This is a genomic window from Streptomyces sp. NPDC006393, from assembly GCF_040628575.1.
Lineage (GTDB): Bacteria > Actinomycetota > Actinomycetes > Streptomycetales > Streptomycetaceae > Streptomyces.
In genome coordinates this window covers 51,433-74,687 of record NZ_JBEXZD010000013.1, presented here as the reverse complement: position 1 = coordinate 74,687, position 23,255 = coordinate 51,433, and the positions used below count along the sequence as shown (strand labels likewise).

At 72.9% G+C, this 23,255-nt stretch carries 19 protein-coding genes and 1 tRNA gene; 10 read left to right on the top strand and 10 right to left on the bottom strand.

Translation table 11 applies throughout. From position 1 onward, the window contains the following. Positions 1 to 32: 32 nt before the first annotated feature. A complete protein-coding gene (locus tag ABZ484_RS09095; protein ID WP_358865257.1) occupies positions 33 to 857 on the bottom strand; it encodes a helix-turn-helix transcriptional regulator in 825 nt (274 codons plus the stop codon). A gap of 372 nt (positions 858 to 1,229) precedes the next feature. Here ABZ484_RS09095 and ABZ484_RS09090 point away from each other — a divergent pair, with 372 nt between their 5' ends. After that, positions 1,230 to 1,724: an ATP-binding protein gene (locus ABZ484_RS09090; RefSeq protein ID WP_358865228.1), complete on the top strand. Its 495-nt coding sequence runs from the start codon at positions 1,230 to 1,232 to the stop codon at positions 1,722 to 1,724. Positions 1,725 to 1,858: 134 nt separating this feature from the next. On the opposite strand, the gene ABZ484_RS09085 is transcribed toward ABZ484_RS09090, so the two are convergent. Then, the gene (locus ABZ484_RS09085; protein ID WP_306188659.1) at positions 1,859 to 2,128 is read right to left on the bottom strand and encodes a DUF397 domain-containing protein; all 270 of its coding nucleotides are present in this window, start codon (positions 2,126 to 2,128) and stop codon (positions 1,859 to 1,861) included. A 430-nt stretch (positions 2,129 to 2,558) separates the two neighbouring features. On the opposite strand from ABZ484_RS09085, the gene ABZ484_RS09080 reads away from it, so the two are divergent. Further along, positions 2,559 to 3,095, top strand: coding sequence for a hypothetical protein (locus ABZ484_RS09080; RefSeq protein ID WP_358865227.1), 537 nt, complete (start codon positions 2,559 to 2,561; stop codon positions 3,093 to 3,095). A gap of 93 nt (positions 3,096 to 3,188) precedes the next feature. Then, the gene (locus ABZ484_RS09075) at positions 3,189 to 3,728 is read left to right on the top strand and encodes a DUF4232 domain-containing protein (protein WP_358865226.1); all 540 of its coding nucleotides are present in this window, start codon (positions 3,189 to 3,191) and stop codon (positions 3,726 to 3,728) included. A 206-nt stretch (positions 3,729 to 3,934) separates the two neighbouring features. Here ABZ484_RS09075 and ABZ484_RS09070 read toward each other — a convergent pair whose 3' ends face one another. After that, the gene (locus ABZ484_RS09070; protein ID WP_358865225.1) at positions 3,935 to 5,086 is read right to left on the bottom strand and encodes a DUF2786 domain-containing protein; all 1,152 of its coding nucleotides are present in this window, start codon (positions 5,084 to 5,086) and stop codon (positions 3,935 to 3,937) included. A 169-nt stretch (positions 5,087 to 5,255) separates the two neighbouring features. On the opposite strand from ABZ484_RS09070, the gene ABZ484_RS09065 reads away from it, so the two are divergent. From ABZ484_RS09065 to ABZ484_RS09055, 3 genes are read left to right on the top strand one after another with little or no spacing between them, the layout of a single operon-like run. Beyond that, the gene (locus ABZ484_RS09065) at positions 5,256 to 5,897 is read left to right on the top strand and encodes a LysE family translocator (protein ID WP_358865224.1); all 642 of its coding nucleotides are present in this window, start codon (positions 5,256 to 5,258) and stop codon (positions 5,895 to 5,897) included. 49 nt (positions 5,898 to 5,946) lie between these two features. Then, positions 5,947 to 6,690, top strand: coding sequence for a Clp protease N-terminal domain-containing protein (locus ABZ484_RS09060; RefSeq protein WP_358865223.1), 744 nt, complete (start codon positions 5,947 to 5,949; stop codon positions 6,688 to 6,690). 49 nt (positions 6,691 to 6,739) lie between these two features. Continuing rightward, positions 6,740 to 8,455 (top strand): bifunctional 3'-5' exonuclease/DNA polymerase, encoded by a 1,716-nt coding sequence (locus ABZ484_RS09055; RefSeq protein WP_358865222.1) that lies wholly within the window; start codon positions 6,740 to 6,742, stop codon positions 8,453 to 8,455. A 146-nt stretch (positions 8,456 to 8,601) separates the two neighbouring features. Here the strand turns inward: ABZ484_RS09055 and ABZ484_RS09050 are convergent, their stop codons facing one another. Together ABZ484_RS09050 and ABZ484_RS09045 are read right to left on the bottom strand one after the other, a co-directional pair. Beyond that, positions 8,602 to 11,781 carry a BTAD domain-containing putative transcriptional regulator gene (locus tag ABZ484_RS09050; protein ID WP_358865221.1) on the bottom strand — a complete coding sequence of 1,060 codons (3,180 nt, stop codon included), beginning with the start codon at positions 11,779 to 11,781 and terminating at the stop codon, positions 8,602 to 8,604. 326 nt (positions 11,782 to 12,107) lie between these two features. Then, entirely contained in the window at positions 12,108 to 13,076 is a 969-nt protein-coding gene (locus ABZ484_RS09045) for a glycosyltransferase (RefSeq protein ID WP_358865220.1), read from the bottom strand. A 273-nt stretch (positions 13,077 to 13,349) separates the two neighbouring features. On the opposite strand from ABZ484_RS09045, the gene ABZ484_RS09040 reads away from it, so the two are divergent. Then, positions 13,350 to 14,315, top strand: a complete 966-nt coding sequence (locus ABZ484_RS09040; protein WP_358865219.1) for a D-2-hydroxyacid dehydrogenase family protein — start codon at positions 13,350 to 13,352, stop codon at positions 14,313 to 14,315. A 61-nt stretch (positions 14,316 to 14,376) separates the two neighbouring features. Here ABZ484_RS09040 and ABZ484_RS09035 read toward each other — a convergent pair whose 3' ends face one another. Further along, on the bottom strand, positions 14,377 to 15,915 hold the full coding sequence (locus ABZ484_RS09035) for a hypothetical protein (RefSeq protein WP_358865218.1): 1,539 nt from the start codon (positions 15,913 to 15,915) through the stop codon (positions 14,377 to 14,379). 292 nt (positions 15,916 to 16,207) lie between these two features. Further along, positions 16,208 to 16,471 (bottom strand): hypothetical protein, encoded by a 264-nt coding sequence (locus ABZ484_RS09030; protein WP_358865217.1) that lies wholly within the window; start codon positions 16,469 to 16,471, stop codon positions 16,208 to 16,210. Between the two features lie 347 nt (positions 16,472 to 16,818). Between ABZ484_RS09030 and ABZ484_RS09025 the strand changes: the two genes are divergently transcribed. The 3 genes from ABZ484_RS09025 (at position 16,819) to ABZ484_RS09015 (ending at position 19,524) form a co-directional block, all read left to right on the top strand. Continuing rightward, positions 16,819 to 17,127, top strand: coding sequence for a hypothetical protein (locus tag ABZ484_RS09025; protein ID WP_358865216.1), 309 nt, complete (start codon positions 16,819 to 16,821; stop codon positions 17,125 to 17,127). 155 nt (positions 17,128 to 17,282) lie between these two features. Then, positions 17,283 to 17,561: a hypothetical protein gene (locus tag ABZ484_RS09020; protein WP_358865215.1), complete on the top strand. Its 279-nt coding sequence runs from the start codon at positions 17,283 to 17,285 to the stop codon at positions 17,559 to 17,561. A 166-nt stretch (positions 17,562 to 17,727) separates the two neighbouring features. After that, on the top strand, positions 17,728 to 19,524 hold the full coding sequence (locus tag ABZ484_RS09015; protein ID WP_358865214.1) for a hypothetical protein: 1,797 nt from the start codon (positions 17,728 to 17,730) through the stop codon (positions 19,522 to 19,524). Between the two features lie 386 nt (positions 19,525 to 19,910). Here the strand turns inward: ABZ484_RS09015 and ABZ484_RS09010 are convergent. The 3 genes from ABZ484_RS09010 to ABZ484_RS09000 form a co-directional block, all read right to left on the bottom strand. Next, positions 19,911 to 19,984 (bottom strand) — tRNA-Thr (locus tag ABZ484_RS09010). Between the two features lie 140 nt (positions 19,985 to 20,124). Next, complete coding sequence (locus tag ABZ484_RS09005; RefSeq protein WP_358865213.1) at positions 20,125 to 21,696, bottom strand: alpha/beta hydrolase; 1,572 nt, start codon at positions 21,694 to 21,696, stop codon at positions 20,125 to 20,127. Positions 21,697 to 22,013: 317 nt separating this feature from the next. Next, a complete protein-coding gene (locus tag ABZ484_RS09000; protein ID WP_358865212.1) occupies positions 22,014 to 23,219 on the bottom strand; it encodes a DNA polymerase III subunit delta' in 1,206 nt (401 codons plus the stop codon). Positions 23,220 to 23,255: the final 36 nt, after the last annotated feature.

The window sequence follows — 23,255 nt, the reverse complement described above, 5'->3', positions numbered from 1 at the left end:
CGTACGTGCGAACGAGGCGAGTTGCCCGGGTACTACGAGAGCTGAAGCAGACCGCGCAGCAGGTCGCGGCTCTCGTCCGGCCCCGGACTGTCCTGCTGGAGTTCCTTCAGTGCCTTCTCGTACTGGGCGACGTCCTCGCGTTTGTCCAGGTAGAGGGCGCTGGTCAGCTGCTCCATGTAGACGACGTCCGACAGGTCGGACTCGGGGAAGCTGAGAATGGTGAAGGCGCCCGACTCGCCGGCGTGCCCGCCCATGCTGAACGGCATGACCTGCAGCCGTACGTTGGACCGCTCGGAAATGTCGATGAGGTGCTGCAACTGGCCGCGCATCACCTCGCGGTCGCCGTACGGGCGGCGCAGGGCCGCCTCGTCCAGGACGATGTGCAGCTCCGGCGCGTTCTCGGAGACGAGGTGCTTCTGGCGCTCCAGGCGCAGCGCCACCCGCCGCTCCACGTCGGCCTCGCTCGCCCCCTGCATGCCGCGCCGGACCACCGCGCGGGCGTACGCCTCGGTCTGCAGCAGACCGTGCACGAACTGCACCTCGTAGACGCGGATCGCCGACGCCGCGCCCTCCAGGCCCACATAGGTGGGGAACCAGCTGGGCAGGACGTCGGTGTAACTGTGCCACCAGCCCGCCACGTTGGCTTCCCTGGCGAGCGAGAGAAGCGAGGTGCGCTCCGCCTCGTCCGAGATGCCGTACAGGGTCAACAGGTCTTCCACATCACGCGTTTTGAAGCTCACCCGGCCCAACTCCATCCGGCTGATCTTCGACTCGGAGGCGCGGATCGAGTACCCCGCCGCCTCACGCGTGATCCCCCGTGCCTCGCGCAGCCGCCTGAGTTGCGAGCCGAGCAGCATGCGCCGCACCACCGATCCGGGCTCTCCCGCGCTCACGTTCGCCAGCCTCCCCAACCGTCTTCAGGGGCCGCAGTCTGCCACTAAATCACTCCGAGCAGTACTCGTGCGATTACGGAAACGGAAAGAGATCAAAGAAAACGCGCAGCCGGAGGCAAGAAGGAGTCATGCGGCGGACGAGAAGATGGCGGAAAAAATGGCCAGTAAGCGGTACGGGAGGGTCCAATTCGGTCCCGTGCACGTGCATCTGCCCTTGCATCTGCTGTGCGCATCCGAAACCATGGTCCCCGCGCCACCGCTGCATCGCCACGACCACAGCATCGCAACGACCGCGATTTTCCGGGAGTGCCTCGCATGGGGACGAATGGATCGACCATGCTCGAGCCGTTACGGCAGGGCCTTCCGCCGCTGGACCCCGCGGCCGTGTCCGACGCCGCCTCCTGTGCCCTTCCGGCCCGCTACGAGGCCGTGCGCGAGGCCAGGCGCTTCACCCGGAGAACGCTCGACCAGTGGGAACTGGGCGACCGCTTCGACGACGTCTGCCTGGTGGTCTCCGAACTGGTCACCAACGCCCTGCGGCACGCGCTGCCGGCCACGTCGGCCGCGCGCGGGTGCGAACAGGGAACGTTCGGGCAGGGTTCGCCGGTGCGGCTGCACCTGATGCACTGGACCGAGCGGCTGGTGTGCGCCGTGCGCGACCCCAGCCAGGACAGCCCGGTGGCCCGCGACACGGACGACTTCTCCGCCGAGTCGGGGCGCGGACTGTTCCTCGTCGACTCCTTCAGCGACAGCTGGGGCTGGCACCCGCTGGCCGGCACCCTGGGCGGCAAGGTCGTCTGGGCGCTGTTCCGACTCCAACCCCGCGACTGAGCAACCGCGGCGCTTTCCGACGCCGCGGTTCTACGCGCGTTACGTGCCATCGACCGACCGTCACCGCGGGCGAGCCCTGTGGGTGACGGCGTATCCGGCCTGCCGTCAGGGCCTCAGCCCGTCGGCAGCGGACGTCACCCTGCTATCAGATGGTCGAACTCGCCGTCCTTGACGCCCAGGAGCATCGCCTCGATCTCCGCGCGCGTATAGACGAGCGCCGGGCCGTCGGGAAAGCGCGAGTTGCGCACGGCCACGTCTCCGCCCGGCAGCCGCGCGAACTCCACGCAGGAGCCCTGCGAATTGCTGTGCCGGCTCTTCTGCCAGGCCACATCGCGCAGCAGCGTGGCCGCCATGCCGTTGTACACGTCGTACTCCTCGTACACGCCCTCAACGTCGTGGTCCACAGGTCGCTCCCCGGTGGTGCACTGGCTGGTGTGGCCATTGATGCATCGGTCAACTGACCCGGATCATAACCTTGTTCATGTGCACTTGCATGAGCAGATGCACGTGCACGCGGAGTGTTTCAGCGGTTACAGCTTTGACGACCGCTTTACCGAACCTGTTTCAGCGCCTGCCCCGGAACCACCAGGACATGCGCTCGCAGGCCCCCGTTCATGATCTTCGGCACCGCGGTCCGCGCGAGTTCGTCCGAATCGAATCCCTCGTGCACAGGAAAGGACGCAGACCGCGCCCTTCTTGTTCCAGTGTTCGTGTGAGAGTCCGATGGACGGGAAGTTCTCGCCCGCCGCCCGCTGTGACTCCTGGTAACTTGCTGTGGTGGTATGGCCGTGGCGCGGCCGGCCGGTTCCAGGTTGGGGGCTTGGGGTGACCACGGTGAACACAACGGCCAGGGCGGCGCGGATCGTAGCCGCCGGACTGCTCGGCGCGCTGGCGCTGACCGCGTGCGACAGCGGGTCGGGGTCCGGATCCGGCTCGGGATCGGGGTCCGGATCGGGGCCCGGCTCCGGGGCCTCCGCGACCCCCGGTGCCTCCTCGTCCGCGACCGATGACGACAGCGGCGGGACGAACGGCACGGGCGGCGGCGGGGGTTCGACGGCCGAGGGCGGTGGGCTGACCGGCAGTTGGCTCGCCACCACCGACGGCAAGGCGGTGGTCCTGATGGTCACCGGTGACGAGGTGGCACTGTTCTCCACCGACCGGACCACGTGCACGGGAACCGCGAGCGAGGAGTCCGGCAAGAACGTGATCCACCTCCGCGACTGCAAGGCGCGGACGACGGGCACGGTGGACTCCGTCAACAAGACCACGCTCCGGGTGACCTGGGAGGGTGGTCTCGGCAAGGAGACGTACACCCGGTCCGAGGGCGCGACGCTACCGTCGGGGCTGCCCACGGCGAGCCTCCGCTCCTGACGTACACGCAAGGCCGGTGGCGGGACGGGCAACCGTGCCGCCCGCTCGTACGTGATGATCCTTGAGCATCGTCACGACCCAAGGAACCAGCTCATGCGCGCCATTCCGATCACCGTCACCGCTCTCGCCGCCGCCCTCCTGCTCACCGCCTGCGACAGCGGCGGCAGCGACGGCGGCAGCAGCGACACCGGGAGCAAGAACACCGACTCCACCGCCTGCCGCATCGACCAGGTCGGGTTGCAGGTCGGCCCCGCCAACGCCGCGCCCGCCGCCGGGGACACCGGCAACGTACCGGTCACGCTCACCAACCAGGGCGCCCGCTGCACCCTGGACGGCTTCCCGGGCGTCACCCTGTCCGCGGGGAGCACCTCCGCGGCTGTGGCACAGGACAAGACGGGCGCCCCGCGGAAGCTGACCCTGGCCAAGGGCGACACGGCGACCTTCACCCTGACCTACGTCCGGGGCAAGGAGGGCGACGGCAAGAGCCTGGCGGCGACCTCGCTGAAGATCGGCCTGCCGGGCGCGGCGGCCGAGCCCCGGAGCTTCACGTGGTCGTTCGGCCCCGTGCAGGGCAAGCAGGCCGCGAGCGACCCGGACGCATCGGTGACGGCCTTCCAGCAGGCCGGGGACTGAGCCGTCCCCGGCGGCCGGGGCGCCTCGGGAGCGGGCTCAGCCCCGCGGGCGGCGGGGCTCGGGAGCGGGCTCAGCCCCGCGGGCGGCGCGGTTCGGAAGCGGGCTCAGCCCCGCGGGCGGCGGGGCTCGGGAACGGGCTCAGCCCCGCGGGCGGCGCGGTTCGGAAGCGGGCTCAGCCCCGCGGGCGGCGGGGCTCGGGAGCGGGCTCAGCTCAGCGGGCGGCGCGGTTCCACCTGTGCCCGGTCCGCCGCCTGGGCTCCCTCCGTCCAGCCCGCCGCGTCGCTCACCCCGCGCAGACGGGTGGTGGTCGTCTCCGGGAACATGCGCTCCAGGCGGTCGGTGACCGCGACGTCCCGGGTGGCCAGGACGGGGAGGAGGTCCTCGGTCACCTGGGTCCTGGCGGCGGCCTCGAGCCGGGTGCCGATGCGGTGGGCGTAGGCGGCGAGGAAGGACTGCCGGAAGGTCTTGGTCCGCTTGCGCCCGCCCGCTCGCTGAGCCGCCTCCGCCCTGGTCATCGCGGTCGTGGCCTGGACGAGCAGTGAGGTGTAGAGCAGCTCGACCGCCTCCAGGTCGCCCTCGAAGCCGACGACGGTGGAGAAGCCGAGGGCCTCGTTCCACACGGCACGGCAGTGGTTCGCGGTGGCGACGGCGTCCAGCAGCACCGCCTTGGTCTGCTCGTACGGCGGCTCCACACCGATCCGGCAGGCGCCGGGGGCTTCGGGGGACGGGGCCCGGGCGGCGAGCAGCGCCTCGTCGACGCTGTGCCGGGCCATCAGCTCCTGCGCCTTCGCGCTCAGCGCCTCGGCCTCCTCCGGGTAGCCGGTCGCCTCCGCCTTGGCGAGCAGCGCCCGGATCCGGCCCAGCATGCGCGAGACGCCGTCGCCGCGCCGGGCGGCGGACGCGGGACCCGCGGAGGCGTCCAGGCTCTCGAGCGTGTCCAGGCTCTCGAGCGTGGGCAGCCGCAGCAGCAGGCGGTACAGCTCCAGCACGGTGGTGGCGTACGAGAAGCGGTCGGTACGGGGCGGTTCCGCGCGCGTCAGCTCGTCCAGCTGGGCGGCCCAGCGCCGGCCGCGCGGGCGGTCACCGGCGGACTGCGCGCGGATCAGCGCCGCCACGAGCCGTACGTGGGCCTCGTCGAGCTCCCGGCGCACGATCCGTACGACATCGGCAGGCTGCCAGCCGCGCCGCCAGGCGGTCGCGACGAACTCCTCGCCGCGCCGGGACAGTTCGGGGTCCGCGGCGGGGTCGGCCGCGAGCAGGGAGGCGCCCGTGTCGAGGGCGTCGTCGTGGCCGGCGCTCGGGGTGGCGGAGTAGAGGGCGGCCGTGAAGGCGCGCTTGACGGTCGTGGACGTGCTCACACCTCGATCGTGTCATGGGGGGTGCGCCGGTTCGTCCACACCCTGTGGACAGTGGACCGGCACGGCCGGGCCCGGCGGTCGGCTCGCGGCGCCCGGCCACGCCGTACGCACCCGTACCGCCCCCGAAATTCGCTCGCCCCCGGCGTCGGCGGCGCCAAGCATGGCAGTCATGGTCGACACATCCCTCTACGCGGCGTTCCTCGTCGCCGCCTTCGTCCTCTGCGTCACACCGGGCCCCGACATGATGTTCATCGTCGCGATGGGCGGCCGCGGCGGCCCCGCGACCGGGGTGCTGGCCGCGCTGGGCGTGGCCTGCGCGATGTTCGTGCACACGGTGGCCGCCGCGCTCGGCCTCTCGGCGCTGTTCACGGCACTGCCGACGCTGTACCACGCCCTGCGCTGGGCGGGCGCGGCCTATCTGCTGTACCTCGCGGTCAAGGCGTTCCGGAGCCACGGGGGCCCGGTCGAGGCGGACGGGACGAGCGGCGCGGGGCGGCGGCGGGCCTTCTGGCGGGGGGCCGTCACCAATCTCCTCAATCCGAAGGTGATTCTCTTCAACGTCTCCTTCCTGCCCCAGTTCGTGAGCCCCGAACTGGGCCATGTGCGCGAGCAGTTCCTGCTCCTGGGGTCCACGATCACGGTCATGGGCTTCCTGGTGGACGGCTCGGTCGGCCTGCTCTCCGGGAAGCTCTCCGCCCTGCTGCGGCGCAGCCGCCGGGTGGCGCGGGGACTGGACATCTTCAGCGGGACGGTGTTCGCGGGACTGGCGGTGCGGCTCGCGGCGGCGCCCAAGCAGGAGGTCACGAGGTGATCGTCAACTCCGGGTTGACAGTCCTCTGGTGTCAACCTACGGTTGACATATGAAGACGAACCCCACCACGGCGACGATCCGTCTCGACGACCTCATCGCGGCCATCAAGAAGGCGCACGCCGAACCGCTCGACCAGCTCCAGGACGCGGTCATCGCCGCCGACCACCTGGGCGACGTGGCCGACCACCTGATCGGCCACTTCGTGGACCAGGCACGGCGCTCCGGCGCGTCCTGGACCGACATCGGCAAGAGCATGGGCGTCACCCGGCAGGCGGCCCAGAAGCGCTTCGTGCCCAAGGAGTCGACCGACCTCGACCCCAGCCAGGGCTTCAGCCGCTACACCGTGCGCGCCCGGAACGTGGTCGTCTCCGCGCACAGCAAGGCCAAGGACGCCCACAGCGCCGAGGGCCTGCCCGCGCACCTGGTCCTCGGCCTGCTCGCCGAGCCGGAGGCCCTCGCCGCGAAGGCGATCACCGCGCAGGGTGTCTCGCTCGACGCCGTCGAAGAGGCCGCCACCGCCGCGCTCCCGCCCGCCGCCGCCGACGCGCCCGAGCTCGTCCCGTACGGCTCCGACGCCAAGAAGGTCCTGGAACTCACCTTCCGCGAGGCCCTCCGTCTCGGCCACAACTACATCGGCACCGAGCACATCCTGCTGGCCCTGCTGGAGCACGAGAACGGCCACGGCGTCCTCAGCGGCCTCGGCATCGACAAGGCCACGAGCGAGCGGTACATCGCGGAGGCGATCGAGGAGCTGATCAAGCAGAAGGAGGAGCTCGACAAGCTGCAGGACTGAAACCGCAGGCCGAGGGGCCGTTGTCAGTGCCGCCTGCGACACTCGCGACATGACCGACCGGTGGGCCCTGGCTCCGGCCGAGGACGGTGGCGCGGAGCTCGCCCCCCTCGGCCCGGACGGGCTGCCCGCCGGGCCGGTGCGCGAGGAGGCGGACCTCGCCGAGGCCGTCCGGAGCAGGCCGGACGTCACGCGGTGGGTGTGGCGGTCCACCGCCGAGGTCTATCCGCGTCTGCTCGCCGCGGGGGTGCGTGTGGAGCGGTGCTACGACATCGAGGACGCCGAGACGCTCCTCCTCGGCCACGAGGGGCGCCACGGCGAGCCCCGTTCGGCGGCCGCCGCCCTGGCCCGGCTGCGCGGCGGCCCCGTACCGCCGGATCCGCCGCAGCGGTCCGCCGCGCCCGGCGCGCAGTCCTCGCTCTTCGAGCCGCGGGGCGCACGTCTGCCGCTGGCGGACCTGCTCGCGGTCTACGCCGAGCAACAGCGGCGGCACGAGCGGACCGCGCACCCCGACCGCATGCGTCTGCTGACCGCCGCCGAGTCGGCGGGCATGCTGGTGGCGGCCGAGATGAACCGGGCGGGCCTGCCCTGGAGCGCGGACGTGCACCGCGGCGTGCTGCACGAGCTGCTCGGCGAGCGGTACGCGGGCGGCGGGGAGCCGCGTCGCCTGGCCGAGCTCGCCGACGAGGTGTCCGCCGCCTTCGGCCGCCGGGTCCGCCCCGATCTGCCCGCCGACGTCGTCAAGGCCTTCGCGCGGGCCGGGATCAAGGTCGGTTCCACCCGCCGGTGGGAGATCGAGTCCGTCGACCACCCGGCGGTGGAGCCCCTGCTGGAGTACAAGAAGCTGTACCGGATCTGGGTCGCGCACGGGTGGTCGTGGCTTCAGGACTGGGTGCGGGACGGGCGGTTCCGGCCGGAGTTCCTCGCGGGCGGCACGGTCACCGGGCGCTGGGTGACCAACGGCGGCGGCGCGTTGCAGATACCCAAGGTGATCCGGCGGGCGGTGGTCGCCGATCCCGGCTGGCGGCTGGTCGTCGCCGACGCCGACCAGATGGAGCCACGCGTGCTGGCGGCCATCTCCCGCGATCCCGGGCTGATGGAGGTGGCCGGCCGGGAGAGCGACCTGTACCAGTCGGTGTCCGACCGTGCCTTCTCCGGCGACCGCGCCCAGGCCAAACTCGCCGTGCTCGGCGCGGTCTACGGCCAGACCTCCGGCGACGGCCTGAAGAACCTGGCCGCCCTCAGACGCCGCTTCCCCCGCGCGGTGGCCTATGTCGACGAGGCGGCGCGGGCCGGCGAGGAGGGCCGGCTGGTGCGGACCTGGCTGGGGCGGACGTGCCCGCCGGCGGCCGGGACGGCCGAGGACGCGACCGAGGAGGCGGGCCTCCCCCAGGACGACCCGGCCGGGCCGCCCGCCGAAGGGCTCACCGGACGCTCCGCCGACCAGGGCTGGATGCCTGGGTACGCCTCCGGCAACTCCCGCGCCCGCGGCCGCTTCGCGCGCAACTTCGTGGTGCAGGGCAGCGCCGCCGACTGGGCCCTGCTCCTGCTCGCCGCGCTGCGCCGCACCTGCCGGGACATGGCGGCCGAGCTCGTCTTCTTCCAGCACGACGAGGTGATCGTGCACTGCCCGCGGGACGAGGCCGACACGGTGGTCGAGGCCATCCGGGAGGCGGCGGAGCTGGCGGGACGCCTCACCTTCGGTGAGACACCGGTGCGGTTCCCGTTCACGACGGCGGTGGTGGAGTGCTACGCGGACGCCAAGTGACGGCCGCGGCGCCCCTACCGACCGCCGTCCCGGCACCGCGGGATCAGCGTGCGTCCGGCATAGCGGGATCAGCGTGCGCCCGGCGGCGCTAGATCAGTGGGCGTGCGGCGGGGGGTCGGCGTGCCCACGGCGGGTCGGCCTGCGCCCTACCGTGGGTCGGCGAGCAGCTGCCGCAGCTCGCCCGTCACCGCCTTCTCGTCCGTGCCGTCCAGGGCGGCGAGCGCCGTGCGCCACTGCGCGTACGCCTCCTCGGTACGGCCCTGCTCCCGCAGCAGGAGCCCGTGCTGGTGGCGGGCGAGACCGCCCGTGTAGCGGTCGGCGCGGGCGTCGGCGCGGCACAGCAGCTCGGCGCACTCGCGGTGGGCGCGTTCGGTGTGGCCCAGTTGACGGAGCGCGCGGACCAGTCCGAGCCGCGTCTGGGACTCGCCGTGCCAGTCGCCGTGCCCGCCGAGGATGCGCAGACTCTCCTCGAAGTGCCGGGCGGCGGCGGCCGGTTCACCGAGGGCGAGATGGGCGTAGCCGATGTTGCAGTGCGCGGTGTGCTGGACGATGACGGCACCGATCGCGTCGCCGATGGCGAGCGAACGCCGGTGCTGCTCGATGGCGGCGCGCGGATCGGTGTGCTCGTAGAGGTTGCCGAGGTGGCTGTGGGTGACGGCCTCGCCGTAAGGGTCGTTGAGCTGTCGCGAGTACCCCAGGCTCTGCCGCAGCGCCCGCCCGGACTCGGCGTACCGGCCCAGCCCTTCGAGGAGCAGCCCGCGGTTGTTGAGGCCGCGCCGGATCCGTGAGGCGACGCCGAGCCGCCGCCAGATCGCGAGCGAGCCGTCGTTGAGGGCGAGGGCGTCGCTGTGCCGGCCGGTCAGGAAGTGCAGCCCGGCCAGATCGCTCAGCGCGTACGCCTCGGCCGCCTCGTCCCCCAGCCGGCGCGCCACGGCGAGCGCGGCCCGCCCGAGCGCCTCCATCTCGGCGACACGCCCGCTGCGCTGGACGTAGGGGAAGAAGAGGCGCAGGAGGCGGGAGAGGTACGCGTCCCGTCGCCCGCCTCCCGGGTCGGTGCCGGCGTAGCGCTCGGCCAGCGCGACGACGTTCGCCAGCTCCCCGCGCCCCCATTCGGCGGCCTCCCCGGCGGATCCGAAGGACGGCACGGCGAGGACCCCGGCGGCGTCCGCGGAGGGTTCGGACACAGTGGGACGGCGGCGGTCGTCCCGTTCATGACCGGGCTCGACGACCGCGGCGAGCACCCGCTCCGCCACGGCCGCGTACCAGCGCAAGGCGACTTCTACGACGTCCATCGCGTCCGCCACGTAAGCCGCGTCAGCCGCGTCAGCCACGTCCATCGCGTCCGCCATGCCCGTCGCCTCGGACGCGTCCCCCGCGTCCCCCGCGTCCGCCGCATCCCCCGCGTACGCCGTGCCCCGACCCCGCACCCTCTGGGCGCCCGCACCGCCGCCCGCGGCGGGACGTCCGGCGGCACACGCCTCGGGCGTCGCCAGTTCGCGGGCGAAGTCGCGTACCAGGTCGTGCGGGGCGTAGCGGCCAAGTGCCGTCTCCTCCAGGAGGGCCACGTCGACGAGGCGGTCCAGGGCGGCCTCGGCACGGTGCTCGTCGGTGCCCGTGAGGGCGGCGAGCAGGGGTGCGCCGTAGGCGGGCAGATCGAGGGCGCCGATGCGGCGCAGGGCGAGCGCCGCGTCGCGGTCCGCCTCGCGTTCGGAGGCGGCGAGCGCGTCGTGGGCGACGGCCAGGGAACGCCGCACGCTGAGGTCGTCGTACTCCAGGTGGCGCAACCGCCCTTCGGTGGCGGTCAGTTGACCGGCCAGCGCGTCCGGGGTGAGGGCGCGCCGGGCGGCCAGCCGGGCGGCGACGACGCGCAGGGCGAGCGGGAGGCGGCCGGTGAGTTCGACGAGCGGGTGCCCCGCGTCGAGGCCGTCCCGGTCGTCGCGCCCGGAGACCGCCCGCAGCAGGGCCGCGCTGTCGGGCGCGGACAGCGGCGTGAGCGGGAAGCGGCGGGCGCCGTCGAGGGCGGTCAGCGGGGAGCGGCTGGTCACGATCACCGCGCAGCCGACGCCGGCCGGCAGCAGCGGCCGTATCTGCGCGGCGCTCCCGGCGTCGTCCAGCACCAGCAGGGTGCGCGTCGGCGCGAGCAGGGAGCGGAGCAACGCGGCGGCCGCGTCCGGGTGTTCGGGCACGTGGCGCGGCTCGGTCCCCAGGTCGAGGAGGAGGGAGCGCAGGGCGTGTTCCGGGGCGAGCGGGGTCATGCCGGGCGTGGCGCCGTGCAGGTTGACGTAGAGCTGCCCATCAGGGAAACGTTTCACCAGGCCATGGGCCACATGCAGCGCGAGCGCGCTCTTGCCGACGCCGGCCATGCCACTGAGGACGACGAGCGGACTGCCGCCCCCCTCGCCGTGCTCCGCGGCCAGCGCCCTGCGCACGGCGGGCAGGACGTCGTCCCGCCCGGTGAAGTGGGCGGGCGGGGGCGGTAGTTGCGCGGGGCGCGGCGGCTGCGGGGCGTCCTCGGGCGGTGCTGCCGGTCCGGCGGGGCCTTCGACGCTGTCGCCCTGCTCGTCCCCGGCACCCCTGAGCACGTCGAGATGGGCCTCCCGCACGGCGGGCCCCGGCTCGACGCCGAGTTCCTCGATCAGCCGGGCGCGAAGGTCGCGGTGGACGGCCAGCGCCTCCGCCTGCCGGCCGGTGCGGTGCAGGGCGAGCATGAGCTGACGGTGGTACGCCTCGCGCAGCGGATGCTCGGCGGCCAGCGCCGCCAGTTCCGGTACGAGTCCGGAGGGCCGGGTGCCGCCGAGGCCCAGTTCGGCGTCGTAGCGCCACTCCAGGAGCAGCAGTCGCGCCTCCTCCAGGCGCTGCACCAGGGCGTACCCGCCGAGGCCGGCCGGCAGGCCGCTGAGCGGCGTGCCCCGCCACAGCGCGAGCGCGTCCGCGCAGACGCGCGCCGTCCGTGCCCACTCCCCGCCGGCGTGCGCGGCACGCGCCTGCGCGACCAGCGCCTCGAAGAGATGGAGGTCCAGCTCTCCCCGCCCGACCCGCAGCAGATAGCCGGGCGGTACGGCGCGCAGCCGCTCGGGGTCGTCGAGGAGCCGGCGCAACCGGGCCACGTGGTTGTGCAGCGAGGCCCGCGCGGAGGCCGGCGGCGCCGCGCCCCACAGCGCCTCCTCCAGCGACTCGACGGAGACGACCCGCCCGGCCTCCAGCAGCAGTGCGGCGAGCAGGGAGCGGACCTTGGGACTGCCGATGGGACGAACGGCGTGCTCGCCGGGGGCGGGCTCGTACACGACCGGCGGTCCCAGCAGCCCGAACCGCAGCTCGCCGCGCATCACACCGTCCGTTCACTGCCTCTCCGAGCGACCTCGGCCGCTCCTCTCCGCCAGGAGAACACCGGCCCCATGTTAGCGATCTGTTGGCCGGACCTGATGTGATCATTTCATCGGATCGGGGCCCGACCGGCGCGCGCACGGGGTGCGCAACTCGGGGGAGTGTCGCCGTCGGCCTGGTCCGTGGACGCGAGGGGCCCCGGTCGGCGGAGGTGAACGACCGGGGCCCCGCCCGCGCCCGATCGGGTGCCCGCGCCCGGTCGGGTGCCCGCGCCCGGTCGGGTGCCCGCGCCCGGTCGGGTGCCCGCGCCCGGTCGGGTGTCTCGCGGTCAGACGACCGGTGGCCGCCCGAGCCGGGTGAGCCGCCACACGGTACGCCAGCGCATGGGCCGGCGCTCCCCCGCCGGCCGTCGCAGCCCCTCCACGAATCCGCCCGCCCAGGCGCGCAAGCCCGCGAGCGACCGGGTCCGTACGAGGGTCAGGAGTGTCCACACCCCCAGGTGCACCGGAACGAGGACGAGCGGAAGCCTCCGGCGGGCCAGCCAGACCCGGTTGCGGGCGGTGACCCGGTGGTAGATCGCGTGCCGGGCGGGCGAGGTCTTCGGGTGCCGCAGCAGCAGTTCGGGCGCGTAGAGGATCTTCCATCCGGCGTCGGCGGCGCGCCAGGCCAGGTCGGTCTCCTCGTGCGCGAAGAAGAACTCCGCGGGCCAGTCGCCCGTCTGTTCGAGCATCGTCATCCGCAGGGCGTGCCCGCCGCCGAGGAACCCGGTGACGTACCCGCCCCGCATCGGATCACGGGCGCCGACCCGCGGCACGTGCCGCTGCTGGGTCTCGCCGTGCTCGTCGGCGATGCGGAAACCGACGATGCCGAGGCGCGGATCGGCGGCGTACAGGTCCCGTACGCGCCGCAGCACGTCGGCGTCGACCAGCAGCCCGTCGTCGTCGAGTTCCACGACCACGTCCACGTCGCCGAACGCGCGCAGCCGGGCGAGGGCGACATTGCGCCCGCCGGGGCAGCCGAGGTTGTCGTCGACGTCGATGACGGTGACCTCGCCGGGCAGGGCGAGCCGGCGGGCGAACTCGGGCAGCCGGCAGCCGTTGCCGACGATCACGATGCGGGCGGGCGCGAGATCCTGCTCGGCCACGGACTCCAGCAGGGCGTCGACCTCGGCGGGCCGGTTGCCCATGGTCACGACGGCGACGGCGATCCTCGGTCCGGCCGCGAACCCACCGGTACCCGGATCCGCCGGTCCCCCCACCGGCACGACCGCTTCTCCCGGCTGCCCGGGTTCCCTCATGGTCCCTCACTCCATCCGGCGACGTCGGGCGTCCATGCTGCCACCGCCCGGCGTCTCGCGTTCACCGAGATGTCGCCTCGGATCCGCCGGTCGTCCCGGCGCCGAATCGCCGGGCGACGCGAGGCAGAGGCCTCGCACGGCAGAGGCCTCGCACGGCAGAGGCCACGCACCGCAGAGGCCACGCACCGCAGAGGCCACGCACGGCAGAGGCGACGCGAGACGGAGGCGACGCGCGAGAGAGAATCGCCAGGCGACCCGAGGGAGAGAACAGACATGCGACTGCGCTGTGCCGTGCTCGACGACTTCCAGAACGCCGCGACCACCGCCGCCGACTGGTCCCCGCTGGCGGACCGGGTGGAAGTGGTCCCCTACGCCGAACACTTCGCCACCGAGGACGCGCTGGCCTCGGCGCTCGAGGACGCCGACATCGTGGTGACCCTGCGCGAACGGGTCCGCTTCCCCGCCTCACTCCTGGACCGGCTCCCACGGCTGAAGCTGCTGGTCGCCTCCGGCATGCGCAACTCGGCGATCGACTACGCCGCCGCGCGCGCCAACGGCGTGACCGTGTGCGGCACCGAGAGCTCCTCGACCCCACCGGTGGAGCTCACCTGGGCCCTGCTGCTGGGCCTCGCCCGCGGCATCGTGCAGGAGAACGGCGCCCTGCGCTCCGGCGGCCCCTGGCAGTCCACCGTGGGCGCCGACCTGCACGGCCGCCGCCTCGGCCTGCTGGGACTGGGCAAGATCGGCAGCCGGGTCGCCCGGGTCGGCCTCGCCTTCGGCATGGAGGTCACGGCATGGAGCCAGAACCTGACGAAGGAACGGACGGACGAGGTGGGCGTGACCCTCGCCCCCGCCAAGGGAGCCCTTCTCTCGACCGCGGACTTCGTCTCGGTGCACCTGGCTCTGAGCGACCGCACCCGCGGCCTGCTCGCCGCCCCCGAACTGGCCCTCATGAAGCGGACGGCATACCTGGTCAACACCTCACGTGCCGCGATCGTCGACCAGGACGCCCTGCTCACCGCCCTCCACGAGGGGCGTATCGCCGGCGCGGGCGTCGACGTCTTCGACACCGAACCGCTGCCCGCGGACCACCCCATGCGCACCGCCCCACGCCTGCTGGCCACCCCGCACCTGGGCTACGTCTCCCGCGCGAACTACGAGCGCTACTACGGCCAGGCGGTCGAGGCCATCGAGGCGTACCTGAACGGCGCCCCGATACGGCTGCTGCCACGGGCGTGAACACGAGCCCTGCCGCAGGCTCGAGCACACGCGCCGCCGAAAGCTCCGGCGGCGCTCGGGATCACGCGGGTCCGACGCCCATCCGCACGTTCGTCTCCTGGCCCCCGCACTCGTCGCCCTTGAGGTGGCTCCGGCCGCGCAGCGACGCGGTCGGCCTCGGGCCACGCGCCGGGGCGACACCTCCGAGGGCCAGCACCGTGGAGACGGCCAGCCCGCCCAGGACCAGCGGCACCGGCATCCGGGAGCCTGGCTCGAGGGACGTCGCCGCTTCCCGGTCGTCTTGGTCGTCTTGGTCGTCTCGGTCGTCTCGGCCGTCTCGGTCGTCTCGGTCGCCCCGGCCCCTCCGGCGCCGCCGGAGCAGGAGCCGGCCGGCCAGGCTCAGCAGCTGCCACAGGACGAGCACGGCGCCGGCCAGCGGCAGCAGCAGGAACAGGATCTGGACGGCGGCGGAGGCCACCGCCAGGACCGGAGTGCCGCCCGCGGCCGCGCCCGCGACCAGGGAGACGACGGTGTACCAGGCGGTGGTCGCCAGCTCGGGCATCCGCACGACGACGACGCCGAGCTGGATCGCCAGCACCGGCAGCACGGTCAGCACCCAGGCGGTGATCACGAGCTGCGGCCACCGCTTGAGGGCGTCGAGCCTCCGGTCCGGCGGCCGCCTCAGAACGGCCCGCTTGAGGATCGGGCCGATGTACTTGAAGAGGTCGGGGATGCCGACGAGGTCCGCGATGATGTAGTACCCGTCGAAGCGGAGCGTGGGCAGCAGCTGCTGCATCATCTCCAGGTTGGTCGCCAGCACGCTCACCAGCAGCACCGGGGATCCGGTGCGCGCGTACAGCACGACGAGGGCGATGACGAACAGCCCGTTGAAGTACACACCGCCCAGGTCGGTCCGGATACGCCCGCCGCGGCCCAGCCGGTAGGAGTTGGTGACGTCGGTGTAGAAGGCCGGCCACACCACGTAGACGCCGCACCCCATGTGCCCGGGGCGCACCCCGCCGTACCGGCAGGCCGCCGCGTGCCCCACCTCGTGGAAGGCGGACGAGGCCAGGGTCAGCAGCGCCACGAGCAGCACGCTCGTCGGATCGGTCATGACCTGCGCCAGCGCGAGGCCCGGACTGCGGGTGGCGAAGGTCCAGATCTCGCTGATCGCGAGCGCGGTGAGGGCCACCACGAGGACGACGGGCCGGAACAGCCAGGCGAAGAGCCCGCTGAGGACCCAGGTGGCCCGCTCGGGAAGCACGACGGCGCGGAAGCGCAGCCCGAGGAACGGGTCGGCCCTCGGAACGTCCGGCGGCGAACCGTCGCTGTAGGTGGTGATGCCCAGCGGAGCCAGCTTCTGGTCGAGCAGGAAGGCCACGTGGTCCGCGGTGAATCTCCGGCCGGTGCTCCTGCTGAGATCCTCGGCCGTGCGGGACAGCGGCCGCAGGCCGTCCGGCGTGTCCCCGCCCGCGTCCTGCCGCGTCTTGAGTGCCTTCACCGCCTCGTAGAGGAGGGGCGGGAGCTGGACGACCTGGCCGTCGAAGCGGTGAACGAGCTGGGGCGGGGTGCGATACCCGGAACCCTCGAACTCGCCCACCAGCTCGGTTCCCTCGGTCACATGGGGCACTTCCGCCATCGGGGCCGAGGCCTTTTCCGGGTCCGGCACGGATTGTCGCGTACACATGACGATTTCCCAGGGTCGGGGAGCCGGCCGCGCTGACCGCGCGGATACCAGAAGGGCGGACAGAAGCCCTTGTGTGGTGCAACGACGGGGATTCTGCTCGGGTACGCGAAAAGGCGTCGGAGGGCGCCTGCGGCGGGCGGTGGGGCCGCATCGCCCCCGCCGCCCGCCGCCCGCCGCCCGCCGCCCGCCGACAGAACGGAAAGCAGTCTGCTCGCCGGGCCCCGGGCTAGAAGACCACGGTCGTCGCGGGCACGCACGTCAGCGTGGACGAGTGGTGACCGGAGACGGCCTGGCAGGCCGAGCTCACCAGGGCACCGTGATGGCCCCCGCCCCCGCCGGAGACCGCCGAGGCGCTGCTGGAGCTGCTGGAGCTCGAGCCCCCGCCGTGGCCGCCCATCACGCCCATGGGGTTCAGGGTGGACAGTACGGACCGCTCCGGCAGCAGCTCACCGGTCAGGGCGTCGAGTTCCGCAAAGCTGATGGCAGACATGAGTCTCCCTTTCAGGTCATGGTGCGCGCACAGCACCCGCCGCACGCACTGCCAGACTTATCAAGGGAATTGGGACGATGAGCACACCAATTGAGCCATACGGGCGACCGCTCCGCTCACCCGAACATATGGAACGCCCGGCCGGAATTATTGATGCGATTTGCCGCCTGATCCGGCGTTCCGCAGCCCGTACTTCACCCGTTCGGCAGCCACTTTGCTCATGCCGGGTGAACAGCAGGGGATTTCCGTACCCGTCTCGCTCCCCTTCCGTTGGTCACGGTGTCCAACTGCTGGTGCGGTCCCGCGACAGCGGGAACTCACCGCGGAAAGCGAAAGAAAGGCATTCCGTGTCCAAGATCAGCTTCGAAGAGCTCGATGGCCTGACCGGCGAGATGCTGCCGGAGCGCTCGGTGCTGTCCACCGTCGTCCCCTTCAACAACTGGGGTGGCAGCGGCGACGGTCACGGCGGCTCGAGCTCCTCGAGCTCGGCTGCCGCCTACGGTGGCGCCGCCAGCGACCAGAACGGAATCGTGGCGAACGCCTGCCAGGCCCAGCGTGTCGACGGCACGCCGGGCCTCGTCGGCGCCCTGGGCCTGGGCTCCAACAACCCCAGCTCGGGTCTCACCTGCGTGCCGGGTTCGACGGCCGTCTTCTAGCGGCTGCGGCGGCGGCCGGGGACTCACGCTCTCCGGCCGCCCGCCTCATATCAGCGAACTTGTTCACCGGGACGTGTGCTTTCAGCGCCTGCAGTGACCGGGCACCTCGGCTCAGGGTGCCACGGCGCTGCTTTCCGGCATGAGGAAAGGAAGCCATGTCTGACATCGGCTACGAGGAACTCAACGCCCTTACCGCGGAACTGCTTCCCGGCAGGGCACTGCTGTCCATCGTGCTTCTCAGCGTCGACAACAGCAATCACCCGACATACAACTTCCCCGGCGGGGACGGCGACGGCGGCGGGGCGACGGTCGTCTACGCCTGCCAGGCCGAGCGCGTCGACGGCACGCCGGGCCTGCTCGGTTCGCTGGGTCTGGGCTCCAACAACCCCAGTTCCAGCGTGACCTGCGTACCGGCCGCGGTGACGACGCACTGAGACGCACCCTGTCGCGGGCGGCGCGGCACCCCACGGGCCCGGCCGCCCCAGGGGCCCGGCGGGAGAACTATCACTTGGGGAGGACGCCATCAGTACGCACGCACTCACGCTGGACCCGCCCGCGCCCGCCGCGGCACTGCCCGCGCTCACCGAAGGCACCGAGCTGGTGGGCGAGTTCACCGGTTCCGGATACCGTCGGCCGCCCCACCTGGTGCACCGCTTCGACGGGCAGGTGATCCACCTTCCCGACCTGCTCTACGAGACGGCCAAGGCCCTGGAGCGGCTCCGCACCGGGACGGGCGCGTCACGCGAGGCCAGGGCGGCGAAGTCCCGCGACGCGGGGCGCCTCCTCGCCGACGTGGCCCGGGAGCTCACCGGCACCACGGGCCGTGACTTCACCGCCGAGCACGTCGCCTACGTGCTCGACAACAAGCTCGCCCCGCTGGGCATCACCACCCGAAGCGACGGCAGCCTGGCCGAGTTCGCCAAGGCCGAGCACCCGATCCTCAGCCTCCGCCACCGCGCCGCCCTGATCTCCGAACGCGCCACCTGGATCATCGCGGGGCTGTTCGCCTGGCTGTTCCGGCCGCTCGTCGTGCTCCTGGTCGTCGGCACGTTCCTGGCCACCGAGATCTGGCTGTTCGCCAGCCAGGACACCGGCCTCGCCATGACCCGGGTGATGACCGACCCGGGCGGCATCCTCACCATGGTGGGACTGGCCCTGGCCTCCGCCGCCTTCCACGAGATGGGCCACGCCGCGGCCTGCCGCTACGGGAACGTACGTCCCGGAGCCATGGGATGCGGCATCTACCTGGTGTGGCCGGCCTTCTACACCGACGTCACCAACTCCTACCGGCTGGGCCGGGCCGGACGGCTGCGCACCGACCTGGGCGGCGTCTACTTCAACGCCCTGTTCATCCTCGGCCTGGCAGCGCTGTACCTGCGCGATCCCTCGCCGCTGCTGCTGGCGACGATCCTGCTGATCAACCTGGAAGTCGTCCAGCAGCTGCTGCCGACGCTGCGTTTCGACGGCTACTACATCATCTCCGACCTGGTCGGCATCCCGGACCTGTTCAAGTACATCGGTCCGATCCTGCGCCGCACCATCCTGCGGCGCCCGCCGGAGGAGCGGCTCCAGGCCCTCAAGCGGTGGCCGCAGGTCGTCGTCACGATCTGGGTGCTCGCCGTCCTGCCCGCCCTCGTGCTGCAACTCGGCATCATCGCCTTCCGGCTGCCCCAGATGGTGACCACGGCGTGGACCACCTCCACCACGCTCGTGACCAGCGCCACCACGAGCGACACCCCCGTGCTGGGCACGGTGGCCGCCTGCGTGCAGATCCTCTTCCTCCTGCTGCCGCTGGTGGGTGTCTCCCTCGTCCTGTGGCAGCTGGCCAACACGGCCGTCCAGCTGCTCCGCAGGCGCTACGGCAGGCACGCGGCCGGCGGGCGGGGCCACCGGCACAACACGCCCTCCCTGCTGCTGTGGGGAGCCTTGGCCTCCGTCGTCGTCCTCGCCGTGGGATATCTGCTGTGGACCCTGGCCCGTCCCACGGGCGGGCCGTCGGCGGACGCGGTGGCCCGCCGTCACACCACCGGGGCGGACCCGACGGCCCCTCCGGCGGCGCCGCCCGCCGAGATCCGGCCGCCGGCCCACTCCGCGCGGCCCTCCGGGCCCACGGGCACCGGCCACGGCCGTGTCACCCTGCGCGCCCCCGGCACGCCGGCCGCCGGGAGCCACCCTGCCCACGGCCCGTCCGACCGCCGCCACGCGGCGACGGCGCCCTCCGAACGAGCCCGCACCCACGGCGACGAGCCGACCACCGGCACCCCGGACACCCCCCACCCCTCCGATCCCGCCGCACCCGGCAAGCCCTCGGCCCCCACCCACTCCTCCGACGACGACTGCGCCCGCCTCATGCAGCTCCCCCTCGTACCGGTCGGCGTACTCACCATCTGCCCCTGACCCGCCGGGGGCAGCCCCTGGGGGTGTCTCGTCGATCAGACTGGATCTGTCGTCGATCAGACCGCATCTGTCGTCGATCAGACCGGATCTGTCGTCGATCAGGCCGGATCAGGGAGCGGTGGCTGGTGATGGGGAGCATCGGCGACCGACGACGACGCTGGGCACGCGTCAGCAGCTCGTACGCGGCCCCGGGGGTCCGGCGCGCGGTGCAGGCGCCGCGCCTGGACGAGCAGTTCGTCGAAGTGGCCGAGGTCGATCTGGTTCCATGCGCCTCCAGCAGAGGCCGAGCAAGGGCAGGAGCCTCCGCCATCGCGCCTCATCCGCGCGACAGCCCCCGCGACAACCAGAAGGCCAGGTCACGTACTACGTGACCTGGCCTTCGACTGAGCCGCTTTCGGGATTCGAACCCGAGACCTACGCATTACGAGTGCGTTGCTCTGGCCATCTGAGCTAAAGCGGCGTGCTACTCGCACCATGGTGCGATCGGCAACGTCGGTAAGTCTACACAGTTTCCGGGGGTGCTTCGTACCCGCCCCGGCGCGGGCCTTCCGGGGCCGGGAGTGGGGCGGGTACGGGGTGGGCGTGGGGCGGACCCGGGCGCTACGAGCAGCGCTTTCCCTGGGCCGGCGGGGTGCCGTGGAGGAGGTAGGTGTCGATGGCGGAGTCGATGCAGCGGCTGCCTCGGCCGTAGGCGGTGTGGCCGTCGGCGACGAAGGTGAGCAGGCGGGCCGAGGAGAGCTGGGCGGCCAGGGACTGCGCCCAGCGGTAGGGGGTGGCCGGGTCGCGCGTGGTGCCGACGACCACGATGGGGGCCGCGCCCTTCGCCTCGATGCGGTGCGGCTCGCCGGTGGGCTTCACGGGCCAGTACGCGCAGTTCAGGGACGCCCAGGCCAGACCGTCGCCGAAGACCGGGGACGCCTTGCGGAAGGCGGGCAGGGACTCCTCCACCGCGGCCGGGCCGGAGAAGGCCGGGGGCAGGTCCAGGCAGTTCACCGCGGCGTTGGCGAACATCAGGTTGCTGTAGTGGCCGCGGGTGTCACGTTCGTAGTAGGTGTCGGAGAGGGCCAGCAGGCCCGCGCCGTCGTTCTTCTTCATCGCCGCCGTCAGTACCGCGCGCAGCTGCGGCCAGGCCCCCTGGTCGTACATCGCCGCGATGACCCCGGTCGTGGCGAGCGCCTCGACGAGGCGGCGGCCGTCCGGGTCTCCGGTGGGCACGGGGTGTGCGTCCAGCTTGCGGAAGAAGGCCGCGAGGTGGTCGCCGGCCTGTGCCGGAGTGGTGCCCGGCCCGCCGAGCGGGCAGTCGCTCTGGCGCACGCAGTCCTTCGCGAACGACTGGAAGGCCGTCTCGAAGCCCGCCGTCTGGCCCAGGCTCAGCCCGCGCGCGGACAGGGACGGGTCCATCGCGCCGTCCAGGACGAGACGGCCCACGCGTCCCGGGAACAGCCCGGCGTACGTCGCGCCGAGGAACGTCCCGTACGACGCCCCCACGTAGTTCAGCCTCCGGTCGCCGAGGACCGCCCGGAGCACGTCCATGTCGCGGGCCGCCTCCGCGGTGGAGACGTGCCGCAGCAGCCGGGGGTCGTGGGCGCCGCAGCCCTCCGCGAACCTCCGGTACTCGGCGACGAGCGCGTCGGTCTCGGCGCGGTCGTCAGGGGTGATGTCGGTCTTGGTGAAGGTGTCCATGCTCCGGTCGTCGAGGCACTCCACGGGCTCACTGCGGGCGACCCCGCGCGGGTCCATCGCCACCAGGTCGTAGCGGGCGCGGATCTCCGCCGGGTAGCCGACACCGGCGAACTGCTGGAGGTAGTCGATGGCCGAGCCGCCCGGACCACCCGGGTTGACCAGCAGCGAGCCCAGGCGGCTGCCCGGTCCCGTGGCCTTCTTGCGGGCCACGGCCAGGCGGATGTCGCCCGCGGACGGGTCGGCGTAGTCGAGCGGCGCCTTCAGCGTGGCGCACTGGAATCCGGGGGCCCCACAGTCGCGCCAGGTGAGCTTCTGGCCGTAGTACGGCGCGAGGGCGGAGGGCGTGGAGCGCGGCAGCGCGGCCAGGACCGTGTTCGCCGCGGGGGTGGACCGGCGCTGTGGGCTCGCGGAGGTGCAGGCCGAGACGAGCAGGGCGGCGGCCGCGAGGAAGACGCCGCCCGCGCGGGTTGTGCGGGCCAGGCGGGTCACGCGGGCCGGGCGGGTGGCGACGGGGGGTCGGGGGGCCTGGGAACCTCGAAGGCTCCGGGAATCTCGGGAACCACGAGGGCCTCGGGGAGCCTGGCCGGTCGGACGGGGGGCGCGCCTGATGTGCATCAGGCGAGCGTAACTCTCTGCGACTGTTCAAACGCGTTTCGTAGGCGTCGCGCCTCGTACGAGTGAAGCCGGCGACAGCCCGAGCGGGGCGGCATGGCGCGACCGGCCCCCACTGACCGGCCCCCACCGGCCGGACCCGTCGGCCGGGCCTGTCGGCCTGACCCGTCAGCCGGACCCGTCGGCCTGACCCGTCAGCCGGCTCTCAGGGACATCGTCATCGCCTCCACGGCCAGCAGCGGCGCCACGTTGCGGTCGAGGGCGTCGCGGCAGGCGGCGATCGCCTCTATCCGGCGCAGGGTCGACTCCGGGGAGCTGCCGTGCGCGATGCGCCCCAGCACGTCCTCCACGTCCGCGTTGGCGATCGCGACACGGGAGCCGAGCTGGAGGGCGAGAACGTCCCGGTACAGCGCGGTGAGATCGGTCAGGGCGAGGTCGAGGCTGTCGCGCTGCGTACGCGTGCGGCGGCGCTTCTGCTTCTCCTCGAGCTCCTTCATCACGCCCGCCGTGCCGCGCGGCAGCCGGCCGCCCTGGGCCGCGCCCAGCGCCGCCTTCAGCTCCTCGGTCTCCTTGGCGTCCATCTCCTCGGCGAGCGCCTTGGCGTCGTCCGCCGCGGCGTCGACCAGCTCCTGGGCGGCCTTGAGACAACCGCCGATGTCGTCGAGGCGGAGCGGGAGCTTGAGGACGGCGGCGCGGCGCTCGCGCGCGGCCGGGTCGGTGGCCAGGCGGCGGGCCCGGTCCACGTGGCCCTGCGTGGCGCGGGCGGCGGCGGCCGCCACGTCGGGTTCCACGCCCTCGCGCCGCACGAGCATGTCGGCGACGGCGGCCACCGACGGCGTGCGCAGATTCAGGTGGCGGCAGCGCGAACGGATGGTGGGCAGGACGTCCTCGACCGAGGGCGCGCACAGCAGCCAGACCGTGCGCGGGGCGGGCTCCTCGACGGCCTTCAGGACGGCGTTGGCAGACTTCTCGTTCAACCGCTCGGCGTCCTCGACGAGAATCACCTGCCAGCGGCCGTTGGCCGGCGAGGTGAACGACTTGCGCACGGTGTCCCGCATGTCCTTGACCAGGATCTCGGCGCCGACTGCGGCGACCGTGCTGACGTCGGCGTGGGTGCCGACCAGCGCCGTGTGGCAGCCGTCGCAGAAACCGCACCCGGGGGCGCCGCCGAGCGCGCGGTCGGGGCTCACGCACTGCAACGCGGCGGCGAAGGCCCGCGCCGTCTGGGTGATCCCGGCCCCGGGCGGTCCGGTGAACAGCCACGCGTGCGTCATCTTCGACGCCTCCGGCGGCGGAGCGTCACCGGAGGCCGCCGTGACCAGGGCGTCGGCGTCGCGGGCGGCGGCGGCCAGCTGCTCGCTGACCCGCTCCTGCCCGACGAGGTCGTCCCACACGCTCATGGGTCACGCCGCCCTTCCGTCCTGGTTCGTGCTCCG

Coding starts and splice junctions, on each gene's coding strand:
- ABZ484_RS09020 (WP_358865215.1), top strand. CDS start 17,283: ATGTCTGACATCGGCTACGAGGAACTCAACGCCCTTACCGCGGAACTG.
- ABZ484_RS09045 (WP_358865220.1), bottom strand. CDS start 13,076: ATGAGGGAACCCGGGCAGCCGGGAGAAGCGGTCGTGCCGGTGGGGGGA.
- ABZ484_RS09065 (WP_358865224.1), top strand. CDS start 5,256: ATGGTCGACACATCCCTCTACGCGGCGTTCCTCGTCGCCGCCTTCGTC.
- ABZ484_RS09060 (WP_358865223.1), top strand. CDS start 5,947: ATGAAGACGAACCCCACCACGGCGACGATCCGTCTCGACGACCTCATC.
- ABZ484_RS09075 (WP_358865226.1), top strand. CDS start 3,189: ATGCGCGCCATTCCGATCACCGTCACCGCTCTCGCCGCCGCCCTCCTG.
- ABZ484_RS09050 (WP_358865221.1), bottom strand. CDS start 11,781: ATGCGCGGCGAGCTGCGGTTCGGGCTGCTGGGACCGCCGGTCGTGTAC.
- ABZ484_RS09095 (WP_358865257.1), bottom strand. CDS start 857: ATGCTGCTCGGCTCGCAACTCAGGCGGCTGCGCGAGGCACGGGGGATC.
- ABZ484_RS09000 (WP_358865212.1), bottom strand. CDS start 23,219: ATGAGCGTGTGGGACGACCTCGTCGGGCAGGAGCGGGTCAGCGAGCAG.
- ABZ484_RS09030 (WP_358865217.1), bottom strand. CDS start 16,471: ATGTCTGCCATCAGCTTTGCGGAACTCGACGCCCTGACCGGTGAGCTG.
- ABZ484_RS09040 (WP_358865219.1), top strand. CDS start 13,350: ATGCGACTGCGCTGTGCCGTGCTCGACGACTTCCAGAACGCCGCGACC.
- ABZ484_RS09055 (WP_358865222.1), top strand. CDS start 6,740: ATGACCGACCGGTGGGCCCTGGCTCCGGCCGAGGACGGTGGCGCGGAG.
- ABZ484_RS09090 (WP_358865228.1), top strand. CDS start 1,230: ATGCTCGAGCCGTTACGGCAGGGCCTTCCGCCGCTGGACCCCGCGGCC.